Below are 24257 nucleotides of genomic sequence, written 5' to 3' on the forward strand. Positions count from 1 at the left end.
AGGGAGCCTGTTCAGGTTTTGCCTGTTATCCAGAATCTGGAAAACAGTAGCAATCCTATGGTCATATTAACGAAATAAGCATCGAGCCATTTCATAACGAACTAATTCTGTCTTACTAGCGGCTGATACTGCAATCAGTTTTTATTCTCAATGAGTAATCTGTGATGTAACTTACATTTAATTCATTGTGACCTGATTAATTTCTGTGAAAAACCCTTCACTGCAAATATCAGGTCAGCACGCGTTCATGAGACTTCAGTCTATCTCACGCATTTCATCGGCCTGATAGCTCAGGAAATCGAAATCTGCTGAATGCCGGTGCAACAGGCTATCAACGCAGGCTATACCGATAAAGCATCCGGTAAACTCACCATGCTCGCTATATTCATCAGAGAATCGCCAGGTCTCATAGGATTTGCCCACGGGCTTATAGTCAACGTCCTGATATGACCAGCTCAGAGTAATCGAACGCCCGCTAATATTCAGCGCCAGATACACTTCCCGCGGATCCAGCAACACATCGGCACTGTGATCCTCGCGCTTAAATCCATTATCCATATGGATAACTGACAGCGCAGCGCTTCCTTTCGCCTCATCGTAATGCTTACACAGATAGAGATAATTCATATTATCGTAGTAGAGCACTAACCCGGCGCTGTGCTGAAAGACCTCAGGCGTGAAGTCCAGTTTGGTTTTCAACGTGGCATACACCGAGGTCAGCTTTCTGGCTAACAGGCTGACCTGATTGACAGAACTCAGCGATTCCTGGCCACGCAGTCGCACATAGCCGGGGCGGACAGCTAAATCAGTGAATGAGGTCGGACTAATACGCGGGGCGTAATAACTATTGCGTAGAACGGTGGAGTCAAAGTTGTCCACCTCAGGTTCAATCTCAAAAGGATGAGCCGGGAGACGGGGCGGCTCAACATAGGTTTTCGGCAGATTATCCTCGGCATCCATGCGCAGCCAGCCCTGCTCCGTCCAGCGCATCCTCTGAATAGCAGATTCACGCCCCAGTGGGCAGCACAGCTCCGGTCGCAGCGGACGACCACAGAGATGTACCATATAAACTTCACCCTCAGGCGTTGTCACATAGCTACCGTGACCGGCTTTTTGTAGCAGCAGATCCGGGTTAAAACACTCAACTCTCAGATAGTCTTTTACGTTCAGCACAGAGAAGTCAGGGTGTTCATAATCACTGAGTTTTTTGTCAAAATCATCGGCACCCACAGAAGTGAGAATCGGGTTATTCGGGTCATTTTCATACGGGCCCCAAATATTTTCTGCACGCGCCATCGTCACGCAGTGGCCGTATCCGGTGCCTCCCTCCGCGCCCATCAGGTAGTAGTAACGGCCATTACGTGTCAGATGAGGTCCTTCAGCGCCAAGCCCCGTCACTCCGGACCAGATCCGTTTCGGATATCCCACCACTGCACGCTGCTCAACCGAATATTCCACCAGACAGATACCCCCACTATGGTTTTCACGGGTTTCCCAGTCCACCGCGACTATCCACTTTTTGCCGTCAGTATCATGCAGAATAGAGGCGTCATAGCCTGAAGAGTGAAGATAAACAGGCTCACTCCAGGGGCCGGTAATATCAGGAGCCGTTATCAGGTAGTTATCAACATCAAAATAACGTCCGTGCATGGAGTTCATAACGCCATAGATAACATAAAACAGCTGATCTTCTTCGCACCAGGTCAGGCAAGGTGCCCAAATTCCTTTGGCCGAGGGCAAACCTCTGAGATTGACGGCACGATCGTCATTGAGTGCGTGGGTACGCAGCTCCCAGTGCGTTAAGTCTTTCGAATGATAAATAGGAATGCCAGGAAACCATTCAAACGAGGAGACGGCAACGTAATAGTCATCATTGCGGCGACAAATGGACGGATCGGGGTTAAAACCTTTAAAAATAGGATTCTGGATCATCATGGATTCCTGTTACGAATAGTCCAATAGCGGGGCTGAAGAGCACCAGCCCGTTTCATTTTGAGTAATCTGACTAAAGCGATGGCCTATAATGCTTTGGCCAAAGCATTAACTTTGAGGTCATTCAGCGAGTACTTTTTCATTATCAGTACCAGCAGCGCGACCAGAATTGCCGGATAAACGGTAAACAGCAGTGATATGGCCTGGCTTGCCTGTTCGGACTGCTCGGTAACGCCACCGATATAGCCATTCCATGCCAGTATCCAGCCAATAAGTGCCCCGCCGATGGCGATACCCAGCTTGATAGCGAATAAGTTAGTGGAGAAGACGATGCCGCTTAGTTTTTTGCCACTTTCCTTTTCAAGGCAGTCGACCACATCTGAAATCATGCTCCACTGCAATGGCGTAGCGGCCGCCTGAATAAAGTTAATCGCGATTGCTAAGGCGAAAATAAGCCAGATCATTGTCGGCGGAATAAAGTAGATCAAAACTAAGAGCAGGGCTTCAAGCAGCATGGCATATTTAAAGCCTTTTACTTTATCAATACCCTTGAATAGCTGACTGGAACAGACGGCGCCAAAGAAACTGGCAATGATAATTGCGGACATAAACCAGCTACTTAACTCCGGAGATTTCAGAACATAGTTACAGTAGTAAATAATACTCCCGCCCTTAAATAACACGGCTACCAGGTTAACAATATTCAGGATAAACATAATCAGCCAGTCTTTGTTCTTACACAGCGTCTTTAAATCTGCCCAGATACTGGTTTTGTTTTCATCAAGAGGGGAAATATAACGTTCATGCGTCGTGGAAAAACAGATATAGAAAAAGACGATGCTCAGGGAGCCAATAATCATCATGGTATAGAAATAGCCTTCCTGAATATTGCCTTTTCCTATGTATTTAACCAGGGGGAGTGCGGCGATTGAGACGATCAGTCCTCCGAGTGCGCTGAAGGCAAAGCGCCATGATTGCAGTGAGACACGTTCACGGGAATCCTTGCTGATGTTATTGATCATCGCACAATAGGGAACATTAATAGCACTATAGATGATGGAAAGAAGAGCATATGAAACATAGGCATACACGAGTTTTCCGGTATAACCGAAGTCAGGCGTATAGAAGGTCAGCGTACAGACCACACCAAAGGGAATCGCAAACCACATAATATAAGGTCTGAACTGGCCTCGCGAAGTACGGGTACGGTCAGCAATGGCACCAATACAAACATCGAGTACGGCATCAATAGCTCGCACGGCAAGGAACATTGTCCCCATATGTGCCGGGGAAAGACCAAATACATCGGTATAAAAATAAGCCATAAATAACATGACCGTTTGCCAGACTAAATTACACGCAGTATCCCCAAGGCCATAGCCTATTTTTTCACGTGTGGAAACAACACTTTCAGACATATCACTACCACCTGTCTACAATTATTATTAGGAGATTCAGATCACATAATGTGAGTACCGAGAAATTAATTGTATTGATATGCTTTAAACAGGTATGTATAAATTCAAATATAAAATATAACTAGAGTGAACAACATGAGTGATGAGCGTCCCATTTATGAAATTATCGGCACACCGGTAACTGAGCTATATAATTTCAGGCGGGATAAAATAAACGACTTCATCGGTTGTTACGCGGTACCCCATTATCATTTTATGCATGAAGTGATGTGGTTCAGAGAAAGCTGCGGGGTTTTCACTATTAATAATAAAGAGTATGAAATAAAGAATAATACTCTTATTTTTGTTCCGGCACTGATGATTCACGATATGTTATTATTCTCAGAATCGCAGCACGATCGTTACCTTTTTCAGTTTGAGCCCTATTTCCTTCAGCAGAATAGTGACGTTATTTTATCATCGCAACATAGTTCACCCTTAGTTTGTTATTTAGACGATACCACTGCTGAGCGAATAAATAGCGCATTCGCATGGAGTATTGAAGAGTGTCAGAAGAATAAATATTCTGCACTAGGAATGAAATTACTCTCAGTATTACTGGAATTTGTTTTCTCTCGTGAATATCATCAAGATACTGAGATAAAACATCAGCCCGATACGAATATCGATACGCTTATTAAGTATTTATACCATCTAGAAAATACCAGCCATTATGAAGTCGCTACTGTAGATGCCGCCTCTCTCTGCGGATGGTCAACGTCATATTTCGCCCGAACCTTTAAAAAACACTTCTCTATGACCTTTAAAGAATATCTTTTATTACGAAAAATAAGATATGCAATCAGACTCTTGCTGTCCTCTGATATGAGCATTTCTGATATTGCGCTGACAGCAGGATTTACCGACAGCGCCTACTTCTGTATGAAGTTTAAACGGGTAATGGGATACAGCCCGTTAACCTTCCGCCATGATACCCTGCAGGGGCAAATCCTACCTGATATGGTCCATCCCAGTAATAGTATTTCATAGAATGAAATATTTGCCAGCAACATCACATTAAAATAAAAAAGAGCATGATATTTTTTTCACTGCGAATAGATATGTACTTAGAGATAAGTGCATACTTAGCTTTCTGATTTATATCCATAACATCAAATAAAATTAATACATGAGGTGATATTATGTCTACTGAAGATAAAATGTATGCTGACGAAAAAATTACATTATTATTTAGCCAAACCACGAATTTATTATCTGGATACTTAGCAGCAAACCCAAAAGAATCACCTGAAACGGTCATCCGCGATATGTTTGAAACAACCTATAAAGCTTTACGTACTGAGTTTAATAAAAGTTACATTGCTAAATAGCATATATAAAAAATTCAAGTTTCCTGTAAACAATCAACTCATAGGGTCAGTAGGAATAAATAGACTATATAATTCAAGAAATTATCATCGGGGATGATATCAAATAGACTTGAGTTATAAAAACAGTGAGGAATATTATATGACCAAATATTTAAAAAAAACATTAACTTTATCTATATATGCTTTGAGTATTGTTACTTCCCCTGCCATCGCAAACGATCTGCATTGCCCCGCTCTTATGAACAATGGTATTTACGAAGGAGTATTTACAAGATTAATCCACACCGATGATTATCATAGAATAAACTATGTATTTAGAGACTCTACAACACGTCGTGAAGCGTGCGTTCAAGTCGAGGAAGCCAAAACAGTCAAGATGAACGCTATTTATGGTGCCTTTATTTTAGGGCAAACAGTGACAATTCGTGTTGTTAATGATCACTTCCTTGATAGTATAGCCATACCGTCAAGTTAATATTCATCAATATGAATAATAATAATGTTCGTCAATAAAACCTCAAAGATATCTGGATGCATCCAAAATCCATTAATAAAAATTAATAAGATTATTCATTGAACATTTAAATCCCACGTCGATATTTATTTTATTAAATGGATAGAAACAGTGATTTTTTAATTATATTAATTAGTTCCCACCCTAATAAAAAATTAATTTTTCACCGAGGTTCATCAGAGCAATTAAAAGATAACTTCACGCCAAAAAAAATTGAGAAGGGAGTGTGTTTAATGCGAAATGTTATTTATATAATTCTATTGTTATTTTCTTCCATACAAATATCATGGGGAATTAATCCAGCTAATATTGTTTATCGTGCGGATTTAAGAAGTATTACTGAAATTGAAGAGGCTGAAGGGATGTGGCCATTTTCAACTGGTATTCCTGATGATGATTTAGCAAATCACTTTAGCGGTCAGGCAATTATTGGCCGTGTAAGCAACTTTGTATCAACAACAACATCATTGCAACTGGCTATTGACCACATACAGGGGGAGCTCGTTGGTGCGGATGGCAATTATCGTCCAGATTTTAGTGCCAGTATCTATATGATTAGACCAAACTCAAATTTTTACGACCTTGATGAATCATTTAGACATGCCAGAAATACCTCCACAGATCTGATACGAACATCCAGGTTAAATACTCTTATCGATCATTACCTTGATTGGGAAGAATGGGTGGCATGGCGCGGTTTTTCACAGCAAAGGATAATGGCGCATATCAACTTAACGTATGAAATGTATCAAACATTTGGCAACCAAATATTTGATGCAAATTTCTGGGAGTCTCGTTGGGAACCCTATAGCGGGTACAATCCTGCCTATGACTCTGATACCGGGAATAATCAGTTTTATGAAGACATTGTAAGGCTTAATGGGACAATGTACGTAGTTGAACGAGAGCTATCCGAGATTGACTTAAGATTCACATGTAGTGCTTTGGATATGCTAGGTCCTAATAGTATGCGACATGAATCTTCAAATGATACCTGCCCGGCGGATCTACATATGAATATTAAACGTGTTATTTATGATATTCCCTTACGCAGGAAAATTCTTTCTCTGCTTGAACAACAATAAAAGTCTATTATTGTTCATAGCAGATATGACTTGTTGATTAATCCTGGTCGGGGAAACGGTTACTGCTTTATACCCTCCCCGAGCTCCTCGCCATCACAATAGCGCAAATCATCATACAACCAGCCACCAGAAACGTCAGTTGCAGCCCGTTAGCAATAGCCACTGCGCTGGCCTCAGCTAATTCAGCCGTCCCGACGCCTGATGCAAATACCGCTCCCAGACCGGCAGCTCCGAGAATAGCACCAGTATTACGGGACAGGTTAAGCAGCCCTGATACCGTTCCTTGTTGTTCTTTAGGAATAGCTAGCAATGTGCCGGTATTATTGGCCGCCTGGAACAGCTGATAGCCCGGTGTCAGAACAATAATCGCCAGCACATAACCACTGACCCCCAGCATATTGGGCAGAAATGCGAAAAGGAAGGCACCTGCGGTTAACAGGCCAAGTCCGAGAAGCAGTACGCGATGACTTCCCCAGCGATCCACCAGTCGCCCGGAAGGAATGCCGCTTAAAATAGAGATAACCGGGCCTGCTGCCATAATCATCCCGACCTGCGTGGCCTGAAGTTCCAGACCCAGGCTCAGGTAGTAAGGCCCGACCGTCAGGGTGGTCATCATAACCGCAAATACCAGTAAGTTAAGCACCAGGCTGGGTGCCAGATGTCGGTCCAGTACTGACCAGAGAGTAACTTTAGCCACCCCAGACTTACCCTGTTGCCCAGGTAACGTCACTGTTGCAAAGATAAAGGCCACTGCGGCTAATAATAACTGCAACCAGAACAGGCTACGCCATGCTGCCAGTTCAATCAGTAATCCACCCAGTGAAGGGCCGATAGCCATCCCTAATGCCGAAACGGTACCGAGTAACCCCATCGCGCGTCCGATCCGTTCTTTACCTGCCGTCTGTCGAGCAAGCGCCATCGCCAGCGTCATCAAAAAAGCAGCGCCTATACCCTGGAGCGCCCTTGCTCCCACCAGTAACCATAAATTCGATGCAATGCTACAGAGTAGCGAAGCCATACCGAAAATGATCAGACCTGTCATCAGCATAGGCTTTAGTCCATGACGGTCACCAAGCCGACCGGCAATCACGACAGTAATAGTCAAAGCGACAAGATAGGCCACCACCACCGCCTGCACCTGAGCAAAAGGTGCAGAGAACACAATACTCAATGTCGGTAAGGCAATATTCGCAATACTGGTGCCGAGGGATGCCAGTAGCATGGATAGTGCTAAAGTAATAGTGATCCCAGCCTGGTTCTTGTCGACTAAAGGGATTTCAGCCTGCTGCATGTTTTTCTCTCTTGCCTGAAATAGGGTCCGGGTAGATGATACAAGTTAAAGTCAGCTTGAGGTCAAGTATGAAATTTATCGATATTGGTGAAGTGGCTAAGCAAACAGGGATGAAACCTTCGGCGTTACGCTATTACGAAAAAATAGGACTGATTTCTTCAGGCTCTCGTCATGGGCTGCGTCGGCAATTCCCGCACCATGTTGTACTCCAGCTAAAACTGATTGCTATGGGCAAATCCGCCGGTTTCTCACTGGAAGAAATTGCCAGTATGTTTGGTCACCAGGGGGTACCTGAGTTACCGCGTGACCTGCTGCATCAAAAAGCCGATCAAATAGACCAGCAAATCCATAAACTTGCCGCACTGCGAGACACGTTACGTCATGTAGCAGACTGCCCTGCGCCTTCCCATATGGAGTGCCCTACTTTTAAACGGCTGGTTGAAGTCACAGGAAAAAGTCGCCGTAAGCCACGTAGCAAAACTCCCGGCTCAACATCGAAATAATGCAGTTATTCATCAATTGGCTGCTTACGGGAAGCCATCACTTTCGGTAAGTTAATTTCTATCCAGTCGGCTAATGCTTCCACCTTTTCGGCCACCTCATTTCCCAATGGCGTTAAAGTATATTCCACATGAGGAGGAACAACCGGATAAGAATGACGGGTAACAAAGCCATCCGCCTCCAGCCATTGCAGAGTTTGCGCCAGCATTTTTTCACTGACTCCGCCCATCTTACGTCTTAGCTCACTGAAGCGATGGGTTCCACTCTGTAAAGCAATAAGGATCAGAACCCCCCAGCGGCTGGTGACATGCTTTAGTACTTCCCTGGAAGGGCAGGCTGCGGCAAATAAATCACCATCACGTTGTAGTTCAGATATCAGACGGGGTCGCACCATTAAATCACTCATTGATACTTACCTTTTTGTACGTACTTACTAAAAGTTAGCTAGGGTGTTAGTGTGACACAACATCACTAAAACATCACGCAGGAGAGTCAAAATGTTTGCAATCACAGGTGCATCCGGTCAATTAGGCCGTCTGGTTATTGAAGAGTTAGTTACCTATGTTGAAGCTGAAAAGCTGGTTGCTGTAGTCCGTAATCCGGCCAAAGTGGCAGATCTTTCCCAATCCGGCGTCGTGGTTCGGGCGGCAGATTATAATGATCAGACAGCACTGACAGCCGCCTTTGCGGGCGTAGAAAAACTGCTGCTGATCTCTTCCAGTGAAGTCGGGCTGCGCGTAGCACAACACCGCAAGGTGATTGAGGCTGCAAAACAGGCAGGCGTTAAACTGATCGCCTATACCAGCTTGCTGCACGCGACTGATTCTCCGCTGGCACTCGCCGCTGAACATATCGAAACCGAACAGCTGCTGGCTGACTCAGGTATTCCCTTCGTCTTGCTGCGTAATGGCTGGTATACCGAAAACTATCTCGCTTCCCTGCCACCGGCATTGGAACATGGCGTATTTATTGGTAGCACAGGTGAAGGCAAAATCTCCGCCTCGCCGCGTGCGGATTATGCCGCTGCTGCCGCTAAAGTCCTGACTCTGGATGACCAGGCAGGTAAAGTCTATGAGCTGGCAGGTGATGATGCCTGGACGTTAAGCGAACTGGCCGCAGAAGTGGCTAAGCAAACCGCAAGCGAGCTGCACTATCAGAATCTGAGTGAGGCTGATTTTAAGGCGGCATTACTGAATGCAGGTTTACCTGAAGGACTGGCGGGCGTGCTGGCTGATTCCGATACCGGAGCGTCAAAAGGCGGCTTGTTTGATGATAAACGTCAGCTTAGTCAGTTAATTGGCCGTCCAACCGTCCCACTGAGCGTCAGCGTTAAAGAAGCATTATCTGCACTGAAAAGCGCTTAATCTCTGGTTCTCCCCACGGATATCCTTACACTGTGGGGAAGAGCCCAGAGGAGATATATAGTGCAAGGTGTTCCTGCGTCTTTCAGTGATGAACGAGACAGCGCTCAATTCCGCCATCTGCCACAGCTGGCTGGCGTTGAGCTTTATCACGCCCATATCACCAAATATGCTTTTGAGCCTCATACCCATGAGGCTTTTGGTATTGGAGCGATTACAGGGGGAGCGGAGCGTTTTCGTTACCGCGGCGAGCAGCTGGTTGCTCCTGCGGATTCTCTGGTACTGATGAATCCTGATGAACTGCATACCGGTGAGTCCGCCAGCGATGATGGCTGGCAGTACCGGATGATTTATCTTGAGCCAGACTTTCTGGAATCCCTGACCGGGGAACGAAACTGGTGGTTTAATGCCGCCGTTAACCATGACCCGCTGCGGGCGCGGCAGATTTCTCAGCTTATTGGCGGTTTATGGCAGGTTCCGGATACCCTCGCCCAGCAAGGTCTGCTGCTCCATCTGGTTGATACCTTCCGTCCATATGCTCGTCATTCGCCAGGACATGTAAGAGATGCGGCAAACCGTTTTCTGCGAGTCCGGGAATATTTGTACGATAACTATATGCATACCATTACTCTGGAGACGCTATCCGCTCTGCTCTCTCTCAGCCCCTATCACTTTCAGCGCCAGTTTAAAGCCCATTATCATGTGACACCGCACCAGATGCTGATGGCGATTCGGCTCTGGCACGCGAAACAATTTCTCACCACCGGCATGCCTGCGGCCGAAGTTGCTGCTCGCTGTGGGCTGACGGATCAGTCACATCTGACGAAAGCCTTTACCCGACGTTACGGTATTACTCCGGTGCGCTATCAAAAACAGGTCGCCCGCACATAGAAAAGCGCAACCTGGTACAATATCTCTGACACCTTCCCCCCTACACTAGCGCTATATTGTCATTATTCTGGATTAAGAAGATGTTAACTGGCGTACTCTACGCGCTGCTGGCGGGCGTGATGTGGGGACTTATCTTTGTCGGCCCGGTGATAGTCCCGGACTACTCAGCTGCCTTTCAGTCTACCGGTCGTTATCTGGCACTCGGCCTGATTGCCATTCCCATCGCCTGGCTGGGACGCCAGCGTCTGCGCACCCTAAACCGCGCAGACTGGTGGACGGCCATGAAACTCTCGACCTTTGGTAATCTGGTGTATTACCTCTGCCTCGCCAGTGCGATTCAGCGTACCGGCGCGCCGATTGCGACCATGATTATCGGTACTCTGCCAGTGGTTATCCCTATTTTTGCCAATCTGTTGTATAGCAAACGTGATGGCAAACTGCCCTGGCGTCGTCTTGCCCCGTCCCTTGTCGCTATTGCTGCCGGGCTTATTATGGTCAATGTCGCCGAGCTGGACGGTGATGAGTCGCCTGACTTTAGCTGGTGGAGTTATATCAGCGGTATCCTGCTGGCGCTAGTGGCGGTGGTTTGCTGGGCATGGTATGCACTACGTAATGCCCGCTGGCTACGAGAGAATCCGGACAAAAATCCGATGATGTGGGCAACCGCTCAAGGATTATCGACCCTGCCTTTATCACTGGCTGGCTATATTGCGGTATGCCTTTGGACCGCACAGGATAACAGTGGTTTTGCATTGCCTTTTGGCCCACGCCCACTGGTCTTTATCAGCCTGATGCTGGCCATCGCGATACTCTGCTCCTGGGTCGGAAACCTGTGCTGGAATATCGCCTGTCAGCGTCTGCCAACCGTTATTGCCGGGCCGCTGATGGTATTTGAGATCCTGACCGGTCTGGCTTATGCCTTTATACTGCGCCAAAGCTTTCCACCTCTACTGACACTAACAGGTATTTTATGCCTGATTATTGGTGTAATACTGGCAATTACCGCCAAACCCGAAAAACAGGATATAGCCCTGACATCCGAATCACCGGGCAGGCGTTAATCTATTTATTCTCAGCGGATAAGCTTTTCTCAAATCGTTAGTTCACGCAAGGAAGCACTCATAGGATGATCGACGATAAGGTCTAATAACAAAGAAACTTATCCTCATGCACCCATGCAATACAGAACAACTGATTAACTGGCGACGTGAATTGCACCAGAATCCGGAACTTTCCAATCAGGAATTTGCCACCACCGAACGTATTACCCGCTGGCTGCAACAAGGAGATATCCGTCTACTGCCGCTGAATTTAAAGACCGGCGTAGTCGCTGAAATCGGCTACGGCGAACCCCTTATTGCCCTGCGCGCTGATATCGACGCCTTGCCAATCGTTGAAGAAACCCAGCGTCCGTGGGCCTCAAAGACCCCGGGCGTTATGCATGCCTGCGGCCACGATATCCATACTACCGTGATGCTTGGCGTTGCTCATCGCTTGAAGCAACAAGAAGAACATCTGCCCGGCCGGGTACGCATTTTATTCCAGCCAGCCGAAGAAACCTTTAACGGCGCGCAGCAGCTGATCGATGCGGGCGCGCTAAATGATGTTCAGGCGATTTTTGGAATGCATAATGCTCCGGAGCTTCCGCTGGGTGATTTTCGCACCCGAGGCGGAGCGCTTTACGCCAATGTTGACCGCTTTGTCATTCGCATTCAGGGTAAGGGAGCCCATGCAGCAAAACCACAGGAAGGCGTCGATAGTATCGTCGTCGGGAGTCAAATTGTTCTCGCCCTGCAAACTATCCCTGCACGCATGTTCAACTCACTCGACTCAGTGGTTGTCAGCGTCACGCGCTTTAGTGCTGGCAATACCTGGAATGTCCTACCGGATACGATTGAACTGGAAGGAACCGTACGAACCCATGACTCCGCTATTCGTGGCGCTATCCCCGAGAAGATACGCGCCTTAATTCAGGGCATCGCCTCAGGTTTTGGCGCGACTGCTTCTCTTGAATGGATTGCCGGACCTCCGGCACTGATCAATACGCCGCAATGGGCTGATTTTGCTCTTGAGCTTGCGCAGAATAGCGGCTATAGCACCGCCCTCTCCTCACCGGGAATGGGGGGCGAAGATTTTGCCTTCTATTTACATCATGTTCCGGGCGTTTTTATCAATATTGGCAGTGCCAGCGACGCCGGGTTACACCATCCCAAATTCTGCCCTGATGAGGGTCTTATCGAACCCGCCGTCAATTACTTTACCGAGCTCGCACCCCGTGCGCTTAATCTGGTGGCAGGCCTTTGAGAAAAAAGGATATATGCAATGACGCTCCCTGTACCTGTACTCGATCATGTAGTCATTAATGTCGCGAATCAGCTTGATGAAGCCAGCGCGCTTTATCGCAGACTGGGTTTTCAGCTCTCAGAGCGTGGTCACCACAGTCTGGGCTCCAGTAATCACTTGGCCATTTTTAATGAAAACTACCTTGAATTATTGGGTTTCGAACAAGGACGTGGAGATAAACGAAAGAATATCTGGGACGCACCTTTAGGGCTGAGCGGATTAGTATGGAAAACACAAAGTGCTGCTGATGAATTTATCCATCTTGAGCAACAAGGGCTGGATGAAGCCCCTCCGGCCTCGTTTCATCGCCCTGTCCGTCTTCCGGAGGGTCATGAGACCCAGGCACGATTCAAAACGGTAAAACTGCGTCGTTCACTTATTCCCAATGGTTATAGTTTTTTCTGTCAGCACGAAACGCCAGAGGCTGTCTGGCAGGCTGACTGGCAAAGGCATCCTAACGGGGTGAAAAATATCAGTGAATTTGTGATTTCCGCGCAAAACCCTGCCCGAGCGACACGGGTATATAGCCAGCTATTTGGCGAACATCGTATCCAGGCATCCCATGACGGTGCGTTAGTTCTTAAAGCAGGTAAAGCGACGGTTCGTATCGCTTCAGAAGACTATGCCCGTCGGCGTTTCGGCACGCTGCCTGAGGATTACGACGGCACGCCGCGTATGGTGGGGTTGAGTTTTCTGGTTGAGAGTCTGGCTCAGGTGAAAACCAGTTTGCTTCACGGAGATATCCCCTTCCGTGAAGAAGAGGGGGATATTATTGTTGCTCCTGACCAGGCGTTTAACCTGGCGCTGCGGTTCCATATCTAAATTGAGGCTCAGGTATAAAAAAGCGGAATAGGATTAACTATTCTGCTTCAGTGTAATGACAAACCCTATTTTTTGGGTGATCTGGTGAATGTGGCAGACAGAGTCTGAGGGCGATATTCCTCTGCCACACCAGCATTTACGAAATATCAAAAAAGGATTATTAATGGTGGTTTTACGCTCACCTTTTTTAATACCTTCTGTTTACTTTCTAGTTATTCTATTGATTACCGGAGTGCTTATAATTAAGCATATCAATAACTATTTATTATGCCGAATTTATTTAAATCAGGCTCTATTAACTAATGTGATAATAGATGTGAGTGTTTTTATTATTTATGAAATTATTTTACTGAGTACCGGAAAAAATGACTCACTAATGGCTTATTTGCGCCATATCATCTTCAGCCAAACCGGTCATCTCCATAACACTATCGCGGTCAATGCCCTTCTGCAGCATAGTACTGGCAATTTTAAGCGTAGCTTCACGCCCACCCTTTTCAATGCCCTTCTCCATGCCCTTCTCCATGCCCTTCTGTTCAAGCTGTTCTGCGATGGTCATAAGTTGATCCTCATGTTGTGGTGCCCGTTGGGCCAGTTTACGCACAAAGGCCTCTCCATCTAAGGTTTCTCCTACCTGTATAAGATAGTTTATCAGTGAAGCCAGTTGCTGTCCCGTCATGTTTTCTGTCAGCAATAAGGCGCCCAGATTATCCAGCAACTCTGACAGATCTCGGTGATAAATATGTTTCTGTAGCAGCGTCAAGGCCGCCATACGCCGGTGTTCCATAATCTCTTCATCGGGTATGACAGTCACATCAACCAAAGGAAAATTACCGTTATATAGCTTTTCGGCTAACCCGGGATCGTTAAACTCGTCCAGCCAGCGAGTTGAATACGGATAGGGACTGCGCCTTCCTGTATAGAACAATACGGGTATCACCAGCGGCAACTTTTTATGTCCTGCATCCAGGTGGCGTTGCATGGCGGCAACAGAGTAACGAAGCAGCCTGAACGCCATATGTTTATCAGGAGTGGACTGGTGTTCGATAAGTACGTGAATATAACCATCATCACCGGTTATGGTGCTCAGACTATAGAGCACGTCGCTAAAGTAGGGGCGCAGACTCTCTTCGACAAAGCTTCCTGACTCCAGCCTGAGAGTGCTGAAGTCACAGACAGCCTGCAATTCTGCTGGCAGATGTAATTGCATGAAATCCCGTGCCGTTTCGTGATGTGTCAGAAACTGTTTAAATATCAAGTCATGTGGGGTCGAAGCACCCTGCGCTCTTCCCTTTGCTTTCCTTGCAGCCATCTCTTTCTCCATTATTTCAGTTATTACCCGGATTAAATCAAAATGCCAGCCCGAATAAATTAAATCTATTAAGACAGTTACGACTTCAAATAAAGAGCTCTATTAATTAGCGATAAAAAACCAGGTATTTTAATTATGCCGGATATTATTCAAATAGTTATATTACGATGATTGTACTGAGATGAAATAGAGGCAACATATAATCTTTCCGAGCATTAAATGTCAAGGAGTCATTAAGATATAATTTTTATATTTAATTATAAAAACGATTAATATCATAGATATTAATTTTACTTTCCAGAAATAAATTCTGGCCCGCAGGCCAGAACTTCTGGAGTCAGTCTGAAGCAGAATAGAATTCACTATTCTGCTTTTCGCCCCTATCTTACTGAACGCTGATTTTTTCTCGATAAAAAGAACCAGCCTATCCCCAATATAATGAACCATATCGGTGTCACGATAAGTGCCTCACGGGTGTCATCTTCCAGGGTTAAGAGCACCAGTACCGCCGCGAAGAACACCATGCAGACCCAGCACATCAGTTTGCCAAGCGGCATTTTATAGATAGAACTGGCGTGTAATTGAGGCCTGCGTTTACGGTAGACCAAATACGAACACAGAATGATAGTCCAGACGAACATAAACAGAATCGCGGATACGGTGGTTATCATCGTGAATGCGGAGATAACGTCTGGATTCACATACAGCATCACCACGCCGCCCAGTAAACACATACAGGAGAAGGTTAACCCTTTTGCCGGGACAGAACGTTTAGATAACTTGGCAAAGGCTTTCGGCGCTACGCCATCCTGCGCCAGGCCATAGAGCATACGGCTGGTAGAAAAAATACCGCTGTTGGCTGAAGAGGCCGCTGATGTCAGAACCACAAAATTGATGATACTTGCCGCTGCAGGTAAACCCACCAGCACAAACAGCTCAACAAACGGGCTCTTATCCGGAACCACTGAACTCCATGGCGTCACCGACATAATAATAATCAGTGAAAAGACATAGAACATAATGATGCGTAATGGAATCGAGTTAATCGCGCGTGGCAGCGATTTTTCCGGATCCTTGGTTTCAGCGGCGGTCGTTCCCACCAGCTCAATACCGACAAAGGCAAAGATGGCTATCTGGAAGCCAGCAAAGAACCCGCTGAGCCCTTTCGGGAACCAGCCGCCATCATTCCAGAGGTTAGCGACAGAGGCTTCAACCCCTGATGGCGAATGAAAACTCGTCAGGATCATCGTAAGCCCGACAACTATCAGGGCGACAATGGCGACAATTTTGATCATCGCAAACCAGAATTCCATCTCACCGAACATCTTCACGGTGACCAGATTCAGGCCCAGCAGCAGTAATATTACCGCTAAAGAAGCAATCCAGTCCGACAGCCCGGGAAACCAGAACTGCGCATAGGCGGTAATCGCGACAACGTCCGCCATTCCGGTTACCACCCAACAAAACCAATAGGTCCAGCCGGTAAAGTAACCCGCCCAAGGCCCGAGTAAATCTGCGGCAAAATCACTGAATGACTTATATTCAAGATTGGAGAGCAGCAGCTCCCCCATCGCTCGCATCACAAAGAACAGCATAAAGCCGATTATCATATACACGAAGATAATCGACGGCCCGGCAAGGCTAATCGTTTTGCCTGACCCCATAAATAACCCGGTACCAATGGCTCCACCAATAGCAATCAGCTGAATATGCCGGTTAGTAAGATTACGTTGTAGCGATGGCTCGGCGGAAGCTCCCGCTTCACTCGAGCTTTTTATCTGGTTTCCCATGTTTGTTTCCCTGTACCTGTCTGATTTCAGGCTCTGATGGCCTTATTATTACGGTTTTTATCGCTGTATTAAGGATTAAACCCTGTTGATAGTAGGTAGTAATCGACAAGTTGAATACTGATAACAAGCCGGAATGTTAATTTTTTGTTATTTCTGGCTACGGGTTCTCACTTGCATTGCAAGCTATAGAATCTTTCAGCATAAAAGATAACGAGTCAAAACAAATTAACCTCTCTGAATCTATAAGCTATTTTTCATATGACAGCCGCCCCCTGCCAGTAACACTTCCGTATCAATTTGCGAACAATTCACCAAGTTAAGTTAATTTTTAAACATCGTTAGTCATTTTTCTTAGTTCTCATCCTTTATCGATTGCGATGTTATGGAACTCAAGTCGCAGATAGCGCCGTAACTCGCCGGATCATATAAAGGAAAATACCATGCCATTATTCCCTCGTCGTAACCTGCTGGCCCATAGTCTGGCGCTGGCTACCACTTTAACGACATTGAATAGCTTTGCCGCCCCAGTCAAAGGGGGGGATTTGGTTTATCTGGAACAGCAGGCACATACCAACCTGTACCCGCCTGCCGGCGGGTTTTATCCTAACGGCGGGATCCTGAACCAAATTACTGACAAGCTGACCTGGCAAAACCCAAAAACACTCGAGGTTGAGCCCTGGATAGCAGAGTCCTGGACCAGTAACCCGGATAAAACGGAATACACCTTTAAATTACGTCCGGGGGTCACTTTCTCTGACGGCACCCCGCTGGATGCCGCTGCGGTTGCAAAAAACTTTGATACCTACGGGCTGGGTAATAAGGCACTACGTTTACCCGTTTCCGAAGTGATTAATAACTATGACCACAGTGAAGTTATCGACCCCCTGACGGTGAAGTTCTACTTTAAAAAACCCTCACCCGGTTTCCTGCAAGGAACTGCAACTATCGGTTCCGGACTAGTGTCAGTAAAAACTCTCGGCCGCAGTTTTGATGAGCTGGGTGATGCCCGCAATATTATCGGCTCCGGCCCATTTGTGGTTCAAAATGAAGTACTGGGACGAGAAGTGGACTTAGCGGCCCGTAAAGACTACCAGTGGGGGCCGAAAAATAGTCCTCAGCAAGGCCCGGCTAACCTCGATAGCATCAAGATCCTCGTGACGCCGGAAGACAGTGTACGTATTGGCGCTTTACTCGCAGGACAAGCCGATTTTATTCGTCAGATCCAGGCTTATGATGAAAAACAGGCCAGCGATCAAAATTTCCCAGTTTATGCCGCGCCGACCCGTGGGATTAATGATGGTATCGCTTTACGCCCTGATAACCCATTAGTCTCTGATTTACGTGTACGTCAGGCCCTGTTGCACGGCACCAATGCCCAGCAAATTGCCGATACCCTCTTCTCACCCAACTATCCGGTTGCCACGTCTGTTGTAGCCACCACCGCGGCAGGCTATGTCGATCTGCGCGACCAGTTGAAATACGATCCGGCTCTCGCCAATAAACTCCTGGATGAAGCTGGCTGGAAAAAAGGCAGCAACGGCCTGCGTGAAAAAGACGGTAAGACTCTGAGCCTGACTATCTATGAGTCCCTGCCTCAGCCACAGAATAAAGAAGTCTTACAGCTGGTTGCCCAGCAGTGGAAACCCCTGGGTGTCGGTCTGACTATTCGTTCAGGAGACGCCGGTAGCCATGCGATTGATACTGTCGATCCACAAAAAACGCCGGTCCATGTCATTGAGGTGGGGCGTGCCGATCCTGATGTGATTAAAAGTCAGTTTCACCCCGCTAACCGCGACGCGTTACTGCAAAAAGGCGGGCTCAGCGGTAGTTCGCAGTTCAGTGATGACAAGCTGAATAACCTACTGGTCGGTATATCTTCTGAAGTCGATCCGCAGAAACGACTGACATTGGCAGGGGATGCTCAACGCTATCTGCTGGAACAGGCCTACGTCATTCCTATTTTTGAAGAACCTCAGGTCTATGCCGGCTCCCCTGCGTTAAAAGGTATTGCCTTTGAAGCCGTCGGTCGCCCGTCCTTCTATACCGCCTGGCTTGAGAAAAACTAGGGAGCGATGAATGATACGTTATCTGGCTGGCCGATTGGGCCAGGCAATACTGGTGTTATGGGCGGCCTATAGCCTGTCGTTCATCCTGCTACAGTTTTTGCCTGCTGATGCGATTTTGATTAAATTTCAAAGCCCGGACTTAGGGCTAAGTGCGGCACAAATTCAGGATATTCGTGCCGCCTATGGCGACAATACCCCGGTCTGGCAGCAATATCTGACTACCCTTGGCAATATGCTGCGCGGAGACTTTGGGTATTCCGTTGAAGCAGGCGTCTCTGTCAGCCAGCTTATCAGTACTAATCTGCCGCCGACACTGCGGCTGGCAGCTTTGGGTTTTATCTCAGCTATTGTGCTGGCCGTGATTATTGCAGCCGCTTCAACCCTGACACCCCTGCGCTGGCTACGGTCTCTGTTTGCTAATCTTCCCGCGCTGTTTATTGCCGTACCCACCTTCTGGCTGGGGATTGCCCTGATTCAACTGTTTTCCTTCCACTGGCGGCTAATTCCGGTGATTAACCCGGGTTTCTGGCAAGGGCTCGTCCTGCCGGTTGCCACACTGGCCGTGCCTATCAGTGCCCCGCTGGCGCAGCTATTAATGCGCAGTATCGATCAGGTATTAACTCAACCCTATGTCGCCGTTGCCCGGGCCAAAGGAGGAAGCCATGCCGGAGTATTATGGCGACATGTCGCCCGTAACGCCTTATTACCGGTGCTGACTGTAGCGGGATTATTACTGGGCGAATTAATTGCCGGAGCGTTAGTCACCGAAACCGTATTTGGTTTAAACGGACTGGGGCAACTGACGCAACGGGCGGTGAATAATCAGGATGGTGCGGTGTTACAAGCCGTCGTGATGATCTCAGCCCTGAGCTTTGTAGTGATTAATTTACTGGTTGATCTGATTTATCCCTTACTCGATCCGCGTCTCAAGTCTATTCGGGGAGTAACCGCATGAGCACCGTTGATATTAATACCCCACTCGCCAGCCGCTCCTCGCGCCGCTTATTAAGAGTAAATCTCGAGGTTCAACCCGGCTTATGGCTGGCCTGGTTTATCGTCCTGCTGGTTGCCAGTTGGGCTCTATTCCCTGGGTTATTTACCCACTATAGCCCGACAGAAGGTCTGCCCGGCGCGCAACGACTTGCGCCTCAGGCAGGGCACTGGTTAGGCACCGATCAGTTAGGGCGTGACCTTTATGCACGTATTGTCTGGGGAGCTTCCCATTCTCTTTCCGGTGCTCTGGTCGCGGTTGCTCTGGGCCTGATTGTCGGCGTTGCCCTTGGCTTAATTGCCGGTGCAACTGGTGGTAAAACAGAAAATATTCTGATGCGTGGTGTCGATGTCCTGCTCGCTATTCCAGGCCTGTTACTCTCTCTGAGTATCATTATTCTGCTGGGGTTTGGCACCGTGAATGCGGCGATTGCGGTAGGGATTACCTCAGTCGCTAACTTCACCCGTCTGGCACGGGCGGAAGTGGTGCGTATACGCCATCTCGATTATGTCGAAGCGGCCATTGGCAGTGGAGCCACCTTTTACCAGGTCCTGTGGCGGCATATTCTGCCCAATGCCATGACGTCGGTATTTGCCTTTGCAGCCCTGCAATTCGGTAGCGCGATTCTGGCACTGTCCACCTTAAGTTTTCTCGGTTATGGCACACCTCCCCCAACGCCTGAATGGGGATTACTGATAGCTGAAGGGCGTAACTATCTGGCAACCGCATGGTGGTTATCCACTTTCCCGGGTCTGGTCGTCGTCGCGGTGGTATTAGCGGTTAATCGTCTGAGTCACCATTTTGCCAGGAGAAATCCATGACAGCGCCACTATTGAAAATTAATGATCTGAATATTGCCTGGCGACAACAGAGAACCCACAAACGGGTGGTACATGATGTCTCCTTTGAGCTCAATGCCGGGGAAGTGCTGGCGCTGGTCGGTGAATCCGGCTCAGGTAAAACAACGCTTGCTCAGTCTATTATTGGCTTACTCGGTGAAAACGGCATTATTGAGTCAGGTGAAATTCAACTTAACGGACAGCCAATTAGCCGCTGGTCCGAGCGTCAGCTTGATGGCTTACGCGGTGCCAGTATTAGCCTGATCCCACAAGATCCAGGCAGTGCATTAAACCCGGTCAAAACCATAGGCGAGCAAGTGGCTGAGGTTTTGAAACTTCATACCCGGATACCGAAATCGCTGCGCGATGCACAGGTTGTATCATTGCTGGAAAAAGTCGGCCTGAGCCACCCCGCCCAACGGGTGAATCAATATCCGCACCAGCTTTCCGGCGGCATGAAACAACGGGTACTGATAGCTATGGCCATCGCCCTCAAGCCATTACTGATTATTGCCGACGAACCCACCAGCGCACTGGATGTCACGGTTCAAAAACGTATCCTCGATTTGCTGGATAATTTGCGCCGTGAGTCCGGCACTGCGGTGTTATTTGTTACCCATGATCTGGCGCTGGCAGCTCAACGAGCTGACCGAATAATGGTATTCCGGGATGGGCGAATTCAGGAAGCAGGGCCGACTGCTGAAGTGGTATTACGCCCACAGAGCGCCTATACCCGACAACTGTTTGCTGATGCACCGGGATTATCGCAAACGCTTCGTCCCTGGCCGGTAACAGCCTCACATACCGCCGCGATTGAAATTGATAACCTCAGTCAGAGCTTTTCACTCGGTAAAGGCAATGAACAAACGCTTCAAGTGCTGGATGGCGTCTCGCTTCGCGTTGAGAGAGGTACGACTCATGCCTTAGTCGGTGAGTCCGGTTCGGGTAAGTCGACTCTGGCTCGTATTCTGCTCGGCTTTCAGAGACCGGATGCCGGTCGTGTGTTAATTGATGGTATCGACACCACACATCTCAGTTCAGAAGCCCGTCGTCAGCTACGGCAGAAAATTCAGCTGGTCTATCAGAACCCCTTTGCTTCGCTTGATCCGAGCCAGACGTTATTCCAGGTGATTGAAGAACCGCTGAAAAATTTCGGAAAGTTATCGAAGGCTGAACGTCGTGCAAAAGTTGAAGCCATTACCCATAGGGTTGCACTCCCGCTTGAGATTCTAACGCGTAAACCACGTGAGCTCTCTGGAGGACAACGCCAGCGCGTGGCGATAGCCCGGGCACTGATACTTGAACCGCAAATTTTAGTGCTCGATGAAGCGACCTCTGCATTAGATGTCACGGTTCAGGCTCAGATCCTGCAATTACTCGACAATCTTCAGCAGCAACTGGGCTTGAGCTATCTGTTTATTTCCCACGATCTGGCAACAGTACGTCAGCTGGCACACAGCGTCTCGGTACTGCAATCCGGAAAATTAGTCGATAGCGGCCAGATAGCGGATGTCTTTAACTCCCCAGCCAGTGATTACACCCGACAATTACTGAATGCTATTCCCACGATATCAGTCACTGAAAGGAGCGTCGCATGACCATTAAACGACTCGGTTTCTTTACTCGCCTGTTGGACAATGTTCCTGCCAGTGAGCGTTACCGTTTAGCCGCAGAGCAAATTATCCACGCTGAACGGCAAGGATTTGATACCGCATGGGTGGCTCAGCACCACTTCCACGAAGCGGAAGGCGGACTGCCTGCTCCACTGGTATTTTTAAGCTACCTTGCGGCTCAAACTCAGCAAATAGGCCTTGGAACAGGAATTATCACACTACCAATGGAGTCCGCACTGCGCGTGGCAGAAGACTCTGTGGTGCTGGATTTACTCAGCAAAGGACGTCTGGAGCTAGGCGTGGGATCGGGCGGCACTCCAAGTTCATTTCCTGCATTTGGGCTACAAAGCAGTGAACGTGGCACAGCATACGCTGAAAATCTGACGCTATTGCGCGCGGCGCTGAACGATGAACCTCTGTCCGGCACAGATAATCATCTCTATCCATCCTCGCCTCAGCTTGCACGACGTATCTGGCAGGCAACCTTTTCGGTTGATGGCGGTGCCCGGGCAGGTAAAGCTGGCGACGGCTTAATGCTATCCCGAACTCAGCCGCGCGCGGCTGATGCCCTCGATGCACCGCTCGATTTTATTCAGAACCCGATCATTGATGCCTATCTTGATGCCCTTCCTGAGGGTGTTGAGCCCCGGATCCTCGCCTCACGTACCGGGTTTGTGACTGACGACGGCGAACTGGCACGGCAATTAGCGGTGCCGGGTTTGCGCCAGCAGGCAGAACAGTTCCAGCTTCAGGGATACAGGCTTTCAGGAAATAACCTCGATGATCATATTGCCCTGTTTGATGTGCATCTCGGTGATGCCCGACAGGTTATCGCCTCATTAGAGCGGGACAGTACTTTATCCCGAGTCACCGATTTATCGTTTCAGGTTCACTCTATCGATCCGCCCCATGCTTATATTTTGCGATCCATCGAACTGCTGGCACAGCAGGTAGCCCCGGCATTCGGCTGGACAAGTCATGGGACACGTTCCACCCGTACGCCGACACCCACTAAGGAGACAGCATGAGTCACCCAGATTTACTCAACCAACTGGCAGAAATTATCCCCGGCAGCGCTCTGTTGGAGGCCCGTGAAACCCGTCATGCGTCTACGATACATGCACAAGGAAGCTATCAGGCTTTATTTGGTGAGGACAGCGTCAGTGGTTTGACCCTCACTGAACGTTTGCTTCTGGCAAAACAGGTTGCTGAGTGGCATGAAGATACCCAGCTTGCCGAACATTATCATCAGCGCATTGCAGGAAAGCCTGCAAGCAGTCGCTTTGCGGCCCTGCTCGACCATGCAGAGCGCCTGAGCTTTCAGCCGGTGCAGGCAAGTTCGGTAGGAATAGAAGCCTTGCTCGAAGCCGGGTTCAATGAAGAAGAGATAGTCACCTTATCGCAGATCATTGGTTTTGTGGCTTTCCAGAGCCGTCTGCTACGCGGTTTGCGTTTACTCGGTGGCAAATCGGTTAGCGGTGAACAAGAACGCATTCCCGGTGCAGGAGAATGGCATCACCAACCCCATACTCTGAGTGACAAATCAGCACCCCAGGCATTTACTCAGGCCGAATTAGGCTGGGAAGCCTGGTTACCGGCAAAAGCCTTTAGCGAGTTTAATCCTGATGAACAAGAAACCCTGAAGCGTTTTGGCCATCAGGACTCTGATTATTTCCGCTTACTGGGGCGTAACCTCCCGGTACTGGAACAACGAACCCTGACCGATAAAGGCATATTCTTTACGCCAGGCGGCCTGCCACGGGCTGAGCGAGAACTTGCCGCAACTATCGCAAGCAAGATCAATGGCTGTATCTTTTGTGCCTCGGTACACGCCCGAAAAGCAGGACAACTGGCCAAGCAGAGCGAGGCTATCGATAAGCTGCTGGCGATTCAGCCGGGCCTGCAATTAAGTGAAGGCCAGTCTTTACGCTGGCAGGCAGAAATCAATTTTTCAGCCGCACTTTCAGCAACCCCAGCCACGGCCAGCGCACAACAGGTAGCGGTTCTGAGAGAACAAGGTCTGAGTGAGTTAGAACTGCTGGATTTAGTACAGTCGACGGCATTTTTTGCCTGGGCTAACCGTCTGATGCTGACTCTGGGCGAACCCTTTAATTAATA

At 48.1% G+C, this 24257-nt stretch carries 22 protein-coding genes; 16 read left to right on the top strand and 6 right to left on the bottom strand.

Annotated elements, in window-relative coordinates; all coding sequences use genetic code 11:
* Window positions 1–255: 255 nt before the first annotated feature.
* Together M2387_RS09670 and M2387_RS09675 are read right to left on the bottom strand one after the other, a co-directional pair.
* Window positions 256–1935 carry a glycoside hydrolase family 43 protein gene (locus M2387_RS09670; protein WP_259048945.1) on the bottom strand — a complete coding sequence of 560 codons (1680 nt, stop codon included), beginning with the start codon at window positions 1933–1935 and terminating at the stop codon, window positions 256–258.
* Between the two features lie 83 nt (window positions 1936–2018).
* Window positions 2019–3350, bottom strand: a complete 1332-nt coding sequence (locus M2387_RS09675) for a glycoside-pentoside-hexuronide (GPH):cation symporter (protein WP_259048946.1) — start codon at window positions 3348–3350, stop codon at window positions 2019–2021.
* A 135-nt stretch (window positions 3351–3485) separates the two neighbouring features.
* Between M2387_RS09675 and M2387_RS09680 the strand changes: the two genes are divergently transcribed.
* The 4 genes from M2387_RS09680 (at window position 3486) to M2387_RS09695 (ending at window position 6319) form a co-directional block, all read left to right on the top strand.
* A complete protein-coding gene (locus M2387_RS09680) occupies window positions 3486–4379 on the top strand; it encodes an AraC family transcriptional regulator (RefSeq protein ID WP_259048947.1) in 894 nt (297 codons plus the stop codon).
* A 152-nt stretch (window positions 4380–4531) separates the two neighbouring features.
* Window positions 4532–4720 carry a hypothetical protein gene (locus tag M2387_RS09685; RefSeq protein WP_259048948.1) on the top strand — a complete coding sequence of 63 codons (189 nt, stop codon included), beginning with the start codon at window positions 4532–4534 and terminating at the stop codon, window positions 4718–4720.
* 139 nt (window positions 4721–4859) lie between these two features.
* On the top strand, window positions 4860–5195 hold the full coding sequence (locus M2387_RS09690) for a hypothetical protein (RefSeq protein ID WP_259048949.1): 336 nt from the start codon (window positions 4860–4862) through the stop codon (window positions 5193–5195).
* 272 nt (window positions 5196–5467) lie between these two features.
* On the top strand, window positions 5468–6319 hold the full coding sequence (locus tag M2387_RS09695) for an enterotoxin A family protein (RefSeq protein WP_259048950.1): 852 nt from the start codon (window positions 5468–5470) through the stop codon (window positions 6317–6319).
* 67 nt (window positions 6320–6386) lie between these two features.
* Here M2387_RS09695 and M2387_RS09700 read toward each other — a convergent pair whose 3' ends face one another.
* Window positions 6387–7610, bottom strand: coding sequence for an MFS transporter (locus M2387_RS09700; protein WP_259048951.1), 1224 nt, complete (start codon window positions 7608–7610; stop codon window positions 6387–6389).
* Window positions 7611–7678: 68 nt separating this feature from the next.
* Between M2387_RS09700 and M2387_RS09705 the strand changes: the two genes are divergently transcribed.
* A complete protein-coding gene (locus M2387_RS09705; protein WP_259048952.1) occupies window positions 7679–8113 on the top strand; it encodes a helix-turn-helix domain-containing protein in 435 nt (144 codons plus the stop codon).
* Between the two features lie 5 nt (window positions 8114–8118).
* Here M2387_RS09705 and M2387_RS09710 read toward each other — a convergent pair whose 3' ends face one another.
* Window positions 8119–8517, bottom strand: coding sequence for a winged helix-turn-helix transcriptional regulator (locus M2387_RS09710; RefSeq protein ID WP_409039699.1), 399 nt, complete (start codon window positions 8515–8517; stop codon window positions 8119–8121).
* Between the two features lie 91 nt (window positions 8518–8608).
* Here M2387_RS09710 and M2387_RS09715 point away from each other — a divergent pair, with 91 nt between their 5' ends.
* The 5 genes from M2387_RS09715 to M2387_RS09735 all read left to right on the top strand — a co-directional run bounded on the left by M2387_RS09715 (window position 8609) and on the right by M2387_RS09735 (window position 13528).
* Window positions 8609–9475, top strand: coding sequence for an SDR family oxidoreductase (locus M2387_RS09715; protein ID WP_259048953.1), 867 nt, complete (start codon window positions 8609–8611; stop codon window positions 9473–9475).
* Window positions 9476–9535: 60 nt separating this feature from the next.
* Complete coding sequence (locus M2387_RS09720; RefSeq protein ID WP_259048954.1) at window positions 9536–10363, top strand: AraC family transcriptional regulator; 828 nt, start codon at window positions 9536–9538, stop codon at window positions 10361–10363.
* A gap of 80 nt (window positions 10364–10443) precedes the next feature.
* Entirely contained in the window at window positions 10444–11424 is a 981-nt protein-coding gene (locus M2387_RS09725; RefSeq protein WP_259048955.1) for a DMT family transporter, read from the top strand.
* A 106-nt stretch (window positions 11425–11530) separates the two neighbouring features.
* The gene (locus M2387_RS09730) at window positions 11531–12667 is read left to right on the top strand and encodes an amidohydrolase (protein ID WP_259048956.1); all 1137 of its coding nucleotides are present in this window, start codon (window positions 11531–11533) and stop codon (window positions 12665–12667) included.
* Between the two features lie 18 nt (window positions 12668–12685).
* Entirely contained in the window at window positions 12686–13528 is an 843-nt protein-coding gene (locus M2387_RS09735) for a VOC family protein (RefSeq protein WP_259048957.1), read from the top strand.
* Between the two features lie 373 nt (window positions 13529–13901).
* Here the strand turns inward: M2387_RS09735 and M2387_RS09740 are convergent, their stop codons facing one another.
* Both M2387_RS09740 and cycA read right to left on the bottom strand, forming a co-directional pair.
* Entirely contained in the window at window positions 13902–14840 is a 939-nt protein-coding gene (locus M2387_RS09740) for an Rpn family recombination-promoting nuclease/putative transposase (RefSeq protein ID WP_259048958.1), read from the bottom strand.
* A gap of 380 nt (window positions 14841–15220) precedes the next feature.
* Window positions 15221–16630: a D-serine/D-alanine/glycine transporter gene (gene cycA / locus M2387_RS09745; protein ID WP_259048959.1), complete on the bottom strand. Its 1410-nt coding sequence runs from the start codon at window positions 16628–16630 to the stop codon at window positions 15221–15223.
* A 440-nt stretch (window positions 16631–17070) separates the two neighbouring features.
* On the opposite strand from cycA, the gene M2387_RS09750 reads away from it, so the two are divergent.
* The 6 genes from M2387_RS09750 to M2387_RS09775 are packed head-to-tail and all read left to right on the top strand — an operon-like array spanning window position 17071 to window position 24255.
* Window positions 17071–18696, top strand: coding sequence for a TIGR04028 family ABC transporter substrate-binding protein (locus M2387_RS09750; protein WP_259048960.1), 1626 nt, complete (start codon window positions 17071–17073; stop codon window positions 18694–18696).
* 10 nt (window positions 18697–18706) lie between these two features.
* On the top strand, window positions 18707–19651 hold the full coding sequence (locus M2387_RS09755) for an ABC transporter permease (RefSeq protein WP_259048961.1): 945 nt from the start codon (window positions 18707–18709) through the stop codon (window positions 19649–19651).
* Window positions 19648–20508 (top strand): ABC transporter permease, encoded by an 861-nt coding sequence (locus M2387_RS09760; protein ID WP_259048962.1) that lies wholly within the window; start codon window positions 19648–19650, stop codon window positions 20506–20508. Before M2387_RS09755 ends, M2387_RS09760 begins: the two co-directional genes overlap by 4 nt.
* Window positions 20505–22124, top strand: coding sequence for a dipeptide ABC transporter ATP-binding protein (locus M2387_RS09765; protein ID WP_259048963.1), 1620 nt, complete (start codon window positions 20505–20507; stop codon window positions 22122–22124). Before M2387_RS09760 ends, M2387_RS09765 begins: the two co-directional genes overlap by 4 nt.
* Window positions 22121–23167, top strand: a complete 1047-nt coding sequence (locus M2387_RS09770; RefSeq protein WP_259048964.1) for a putative FMN-dependent luciferase-like monooxygenase — start codon at window positions 22121–22123, stop codon at window positions 23165–23167. The genes M2387_RS09765 and M2387_RS09770 overlap by 4 nt, the downstream gene beginning before the upstream one ends.
* Complete coding sequence (locus M2387_RS09775) at window positions 23164–24255, top strand: alkylhydroperoxidase domain protein (RefSeq protein WP_259048965.1); 1092 nt, start codon at window positions 23164–23166, stop codon at window positions 24253–24255. Before M2387_RS09770 ends, M2387_RS09775 begins: the two co-directional genes overlap by 4 nt.
* The last annotated feature ends 2 nt before the right edge of the window (window positions 24256–24257 follow it).

The sequence above is a fragment of the Klebsiella sp. BIGb0407 genome, assembly GCF_024807845.1.
Classification (GTDB): domain Bacteria; phylum Pseudomonadota; class Gammaproteobacteria; order Enterobacterales; family Enterobacteriaceae; genus JGM124.

Bases quoted from the DNA above. Each gene is read 5' to 3' on its own strand.
- M2387_RS09735 (WP_259048957.1), top strand. From the start codon at position 12,686: ATGACGCTCCCTGTACCTGTACTCGATCATGTAGTCATTAATGTCGCG.
- M2387_RS09725 (WP_259048955.1), top strand. From the start codon at position 10,444: ATGTTAACTGGCGTACTCTACGCGCTGCTGGCGGGCGTGATGTGGGGA.
- M2387_RS09700 (WP_259048951.1), bottom strand. From the start codon at position 7,610: ATGCAGCAGGCTGAAATCCCTTTAGTCGACAAGAACCAGGCTGGGATC.
- M2387_RS09690 (WP_259048949.1), top strand. From the start codon at position 4,860: ATGACCAAATATTTAAAAAAAACATTAACTTTATCTATATATGCTTTG.
- cycA (WP_259048959.1), bottom strand. From the start codon at position 16,630: ATGGGAAACCAGATAAAAAGCTCGAGTGAAGCGGGAGCTTCCGCCGAG.
- M2387_RS09775 (WP_259048965.1), top strand. From the start codon at position 23,164: ATGAGTCACCCAGATTTACTCAACCAACTGGCAGAAATTATCCCCGGC.
- M2387_RS09670 (WP_259048945.1), bottom strand. From the start codon at position 1,935: ATGATGATCCAGAATCCTATTTTTAAAGGTTTTAACCCCGATCCGTCC.
- M2387_RS09730 (WP_259048956.1), top strand. From the start codon at position 11,531: ATGCACCCATGCAATACAGAACAACTGATTAACTGGCGACGTGAATTG.
- M2387_RS09760 (WP_259048962.1), top strand. From the start codon at position 19,648: ATGAGCACCGTTGATATTAATACCCCACTCGCCAGCCGCTCCTCGCGC.
- M2387_RS09710 (WP_409039699.1), bottom strand. From the start codon at position 8,517: ATGAGTGATTTAATGGTGCGACCCCGTCTGATATCTGAACTACAACGT.
- M2387_RS09715 (WP_259048953.1), top strand. From the start codon at position 8,609: ATGTTTGCAATCACAGGTGCATCCGGTCAATTAGGCCGTCTGGTTATT.
- M2387_RS09675 (WP_259048946.1), bottom strand. From the start codon at position 3,350: ATGTCTGAAAGTGTTGTTTCCACACGTGAAAAAATAGGCTATGGCCTT.
- M2387_RS09680 (WP_259048947.1), top strand. From the start codon at position 3,486: ATGAGTGATGAGCGTCCCATTTATGAAATTATCGGCACACCGGTAACT.
- M2387_RS09740 (WP_259048958.1), bottom strand. From the start codon at position 14,840: ATGGCTGCAAGGAAAGCAAAGGGAAGAGCGCAGGGTGCTTCGACCCCA.
- M2387_RS09705 (WP_259048952.1), top strand. From the start codon at position 7,679: ATGAAATTTATCGATATTGGTGAAGTGGCTAAGCAAACAGGGATGAAA.
- M2387_RS09755 (WP_259048961.1), top strand. From the start codon at position 18,707: ATGATACGTTATCTGGCTGGCCGATTGGGCCAGGCAATACTGGTGTTA.
- M2387_RS09765 (WP_259048963.1), top strand. From the start codon at position 20,505: ATGACAGCGCCACTATTGAAAATTAATGATCTGAATATTGCCTGGCGA.
- M2387_RS09695 (WP_259048950.1), top strand. From the start codon at position 5,468: ATGCGAAATGTTATTTATATAATTCTATTGTTATTTTCTTCCATACAA.
- M2387_RS09750 (WP_259048960.1), top strand. From the start codon at position 17,071: ATGCCATTATTCCCTCGTCGTAACCTGCTGGCCCATAGTCTGGCGCTG.
- M2387_RS09770 (WP_259048964.1), top strand. From the start codon at position 22,121: ATGACCATTAAACGACTCGGTTTCTTTACTCGCCTGTTGGACAATGTT.
- M2387_RS09685 (WP_259048948.1), top strand. From the start codon at position 4,532: ATGTCTACTGAAGATAAAATGTATGCTGACGAAAAAATTACATTATTA.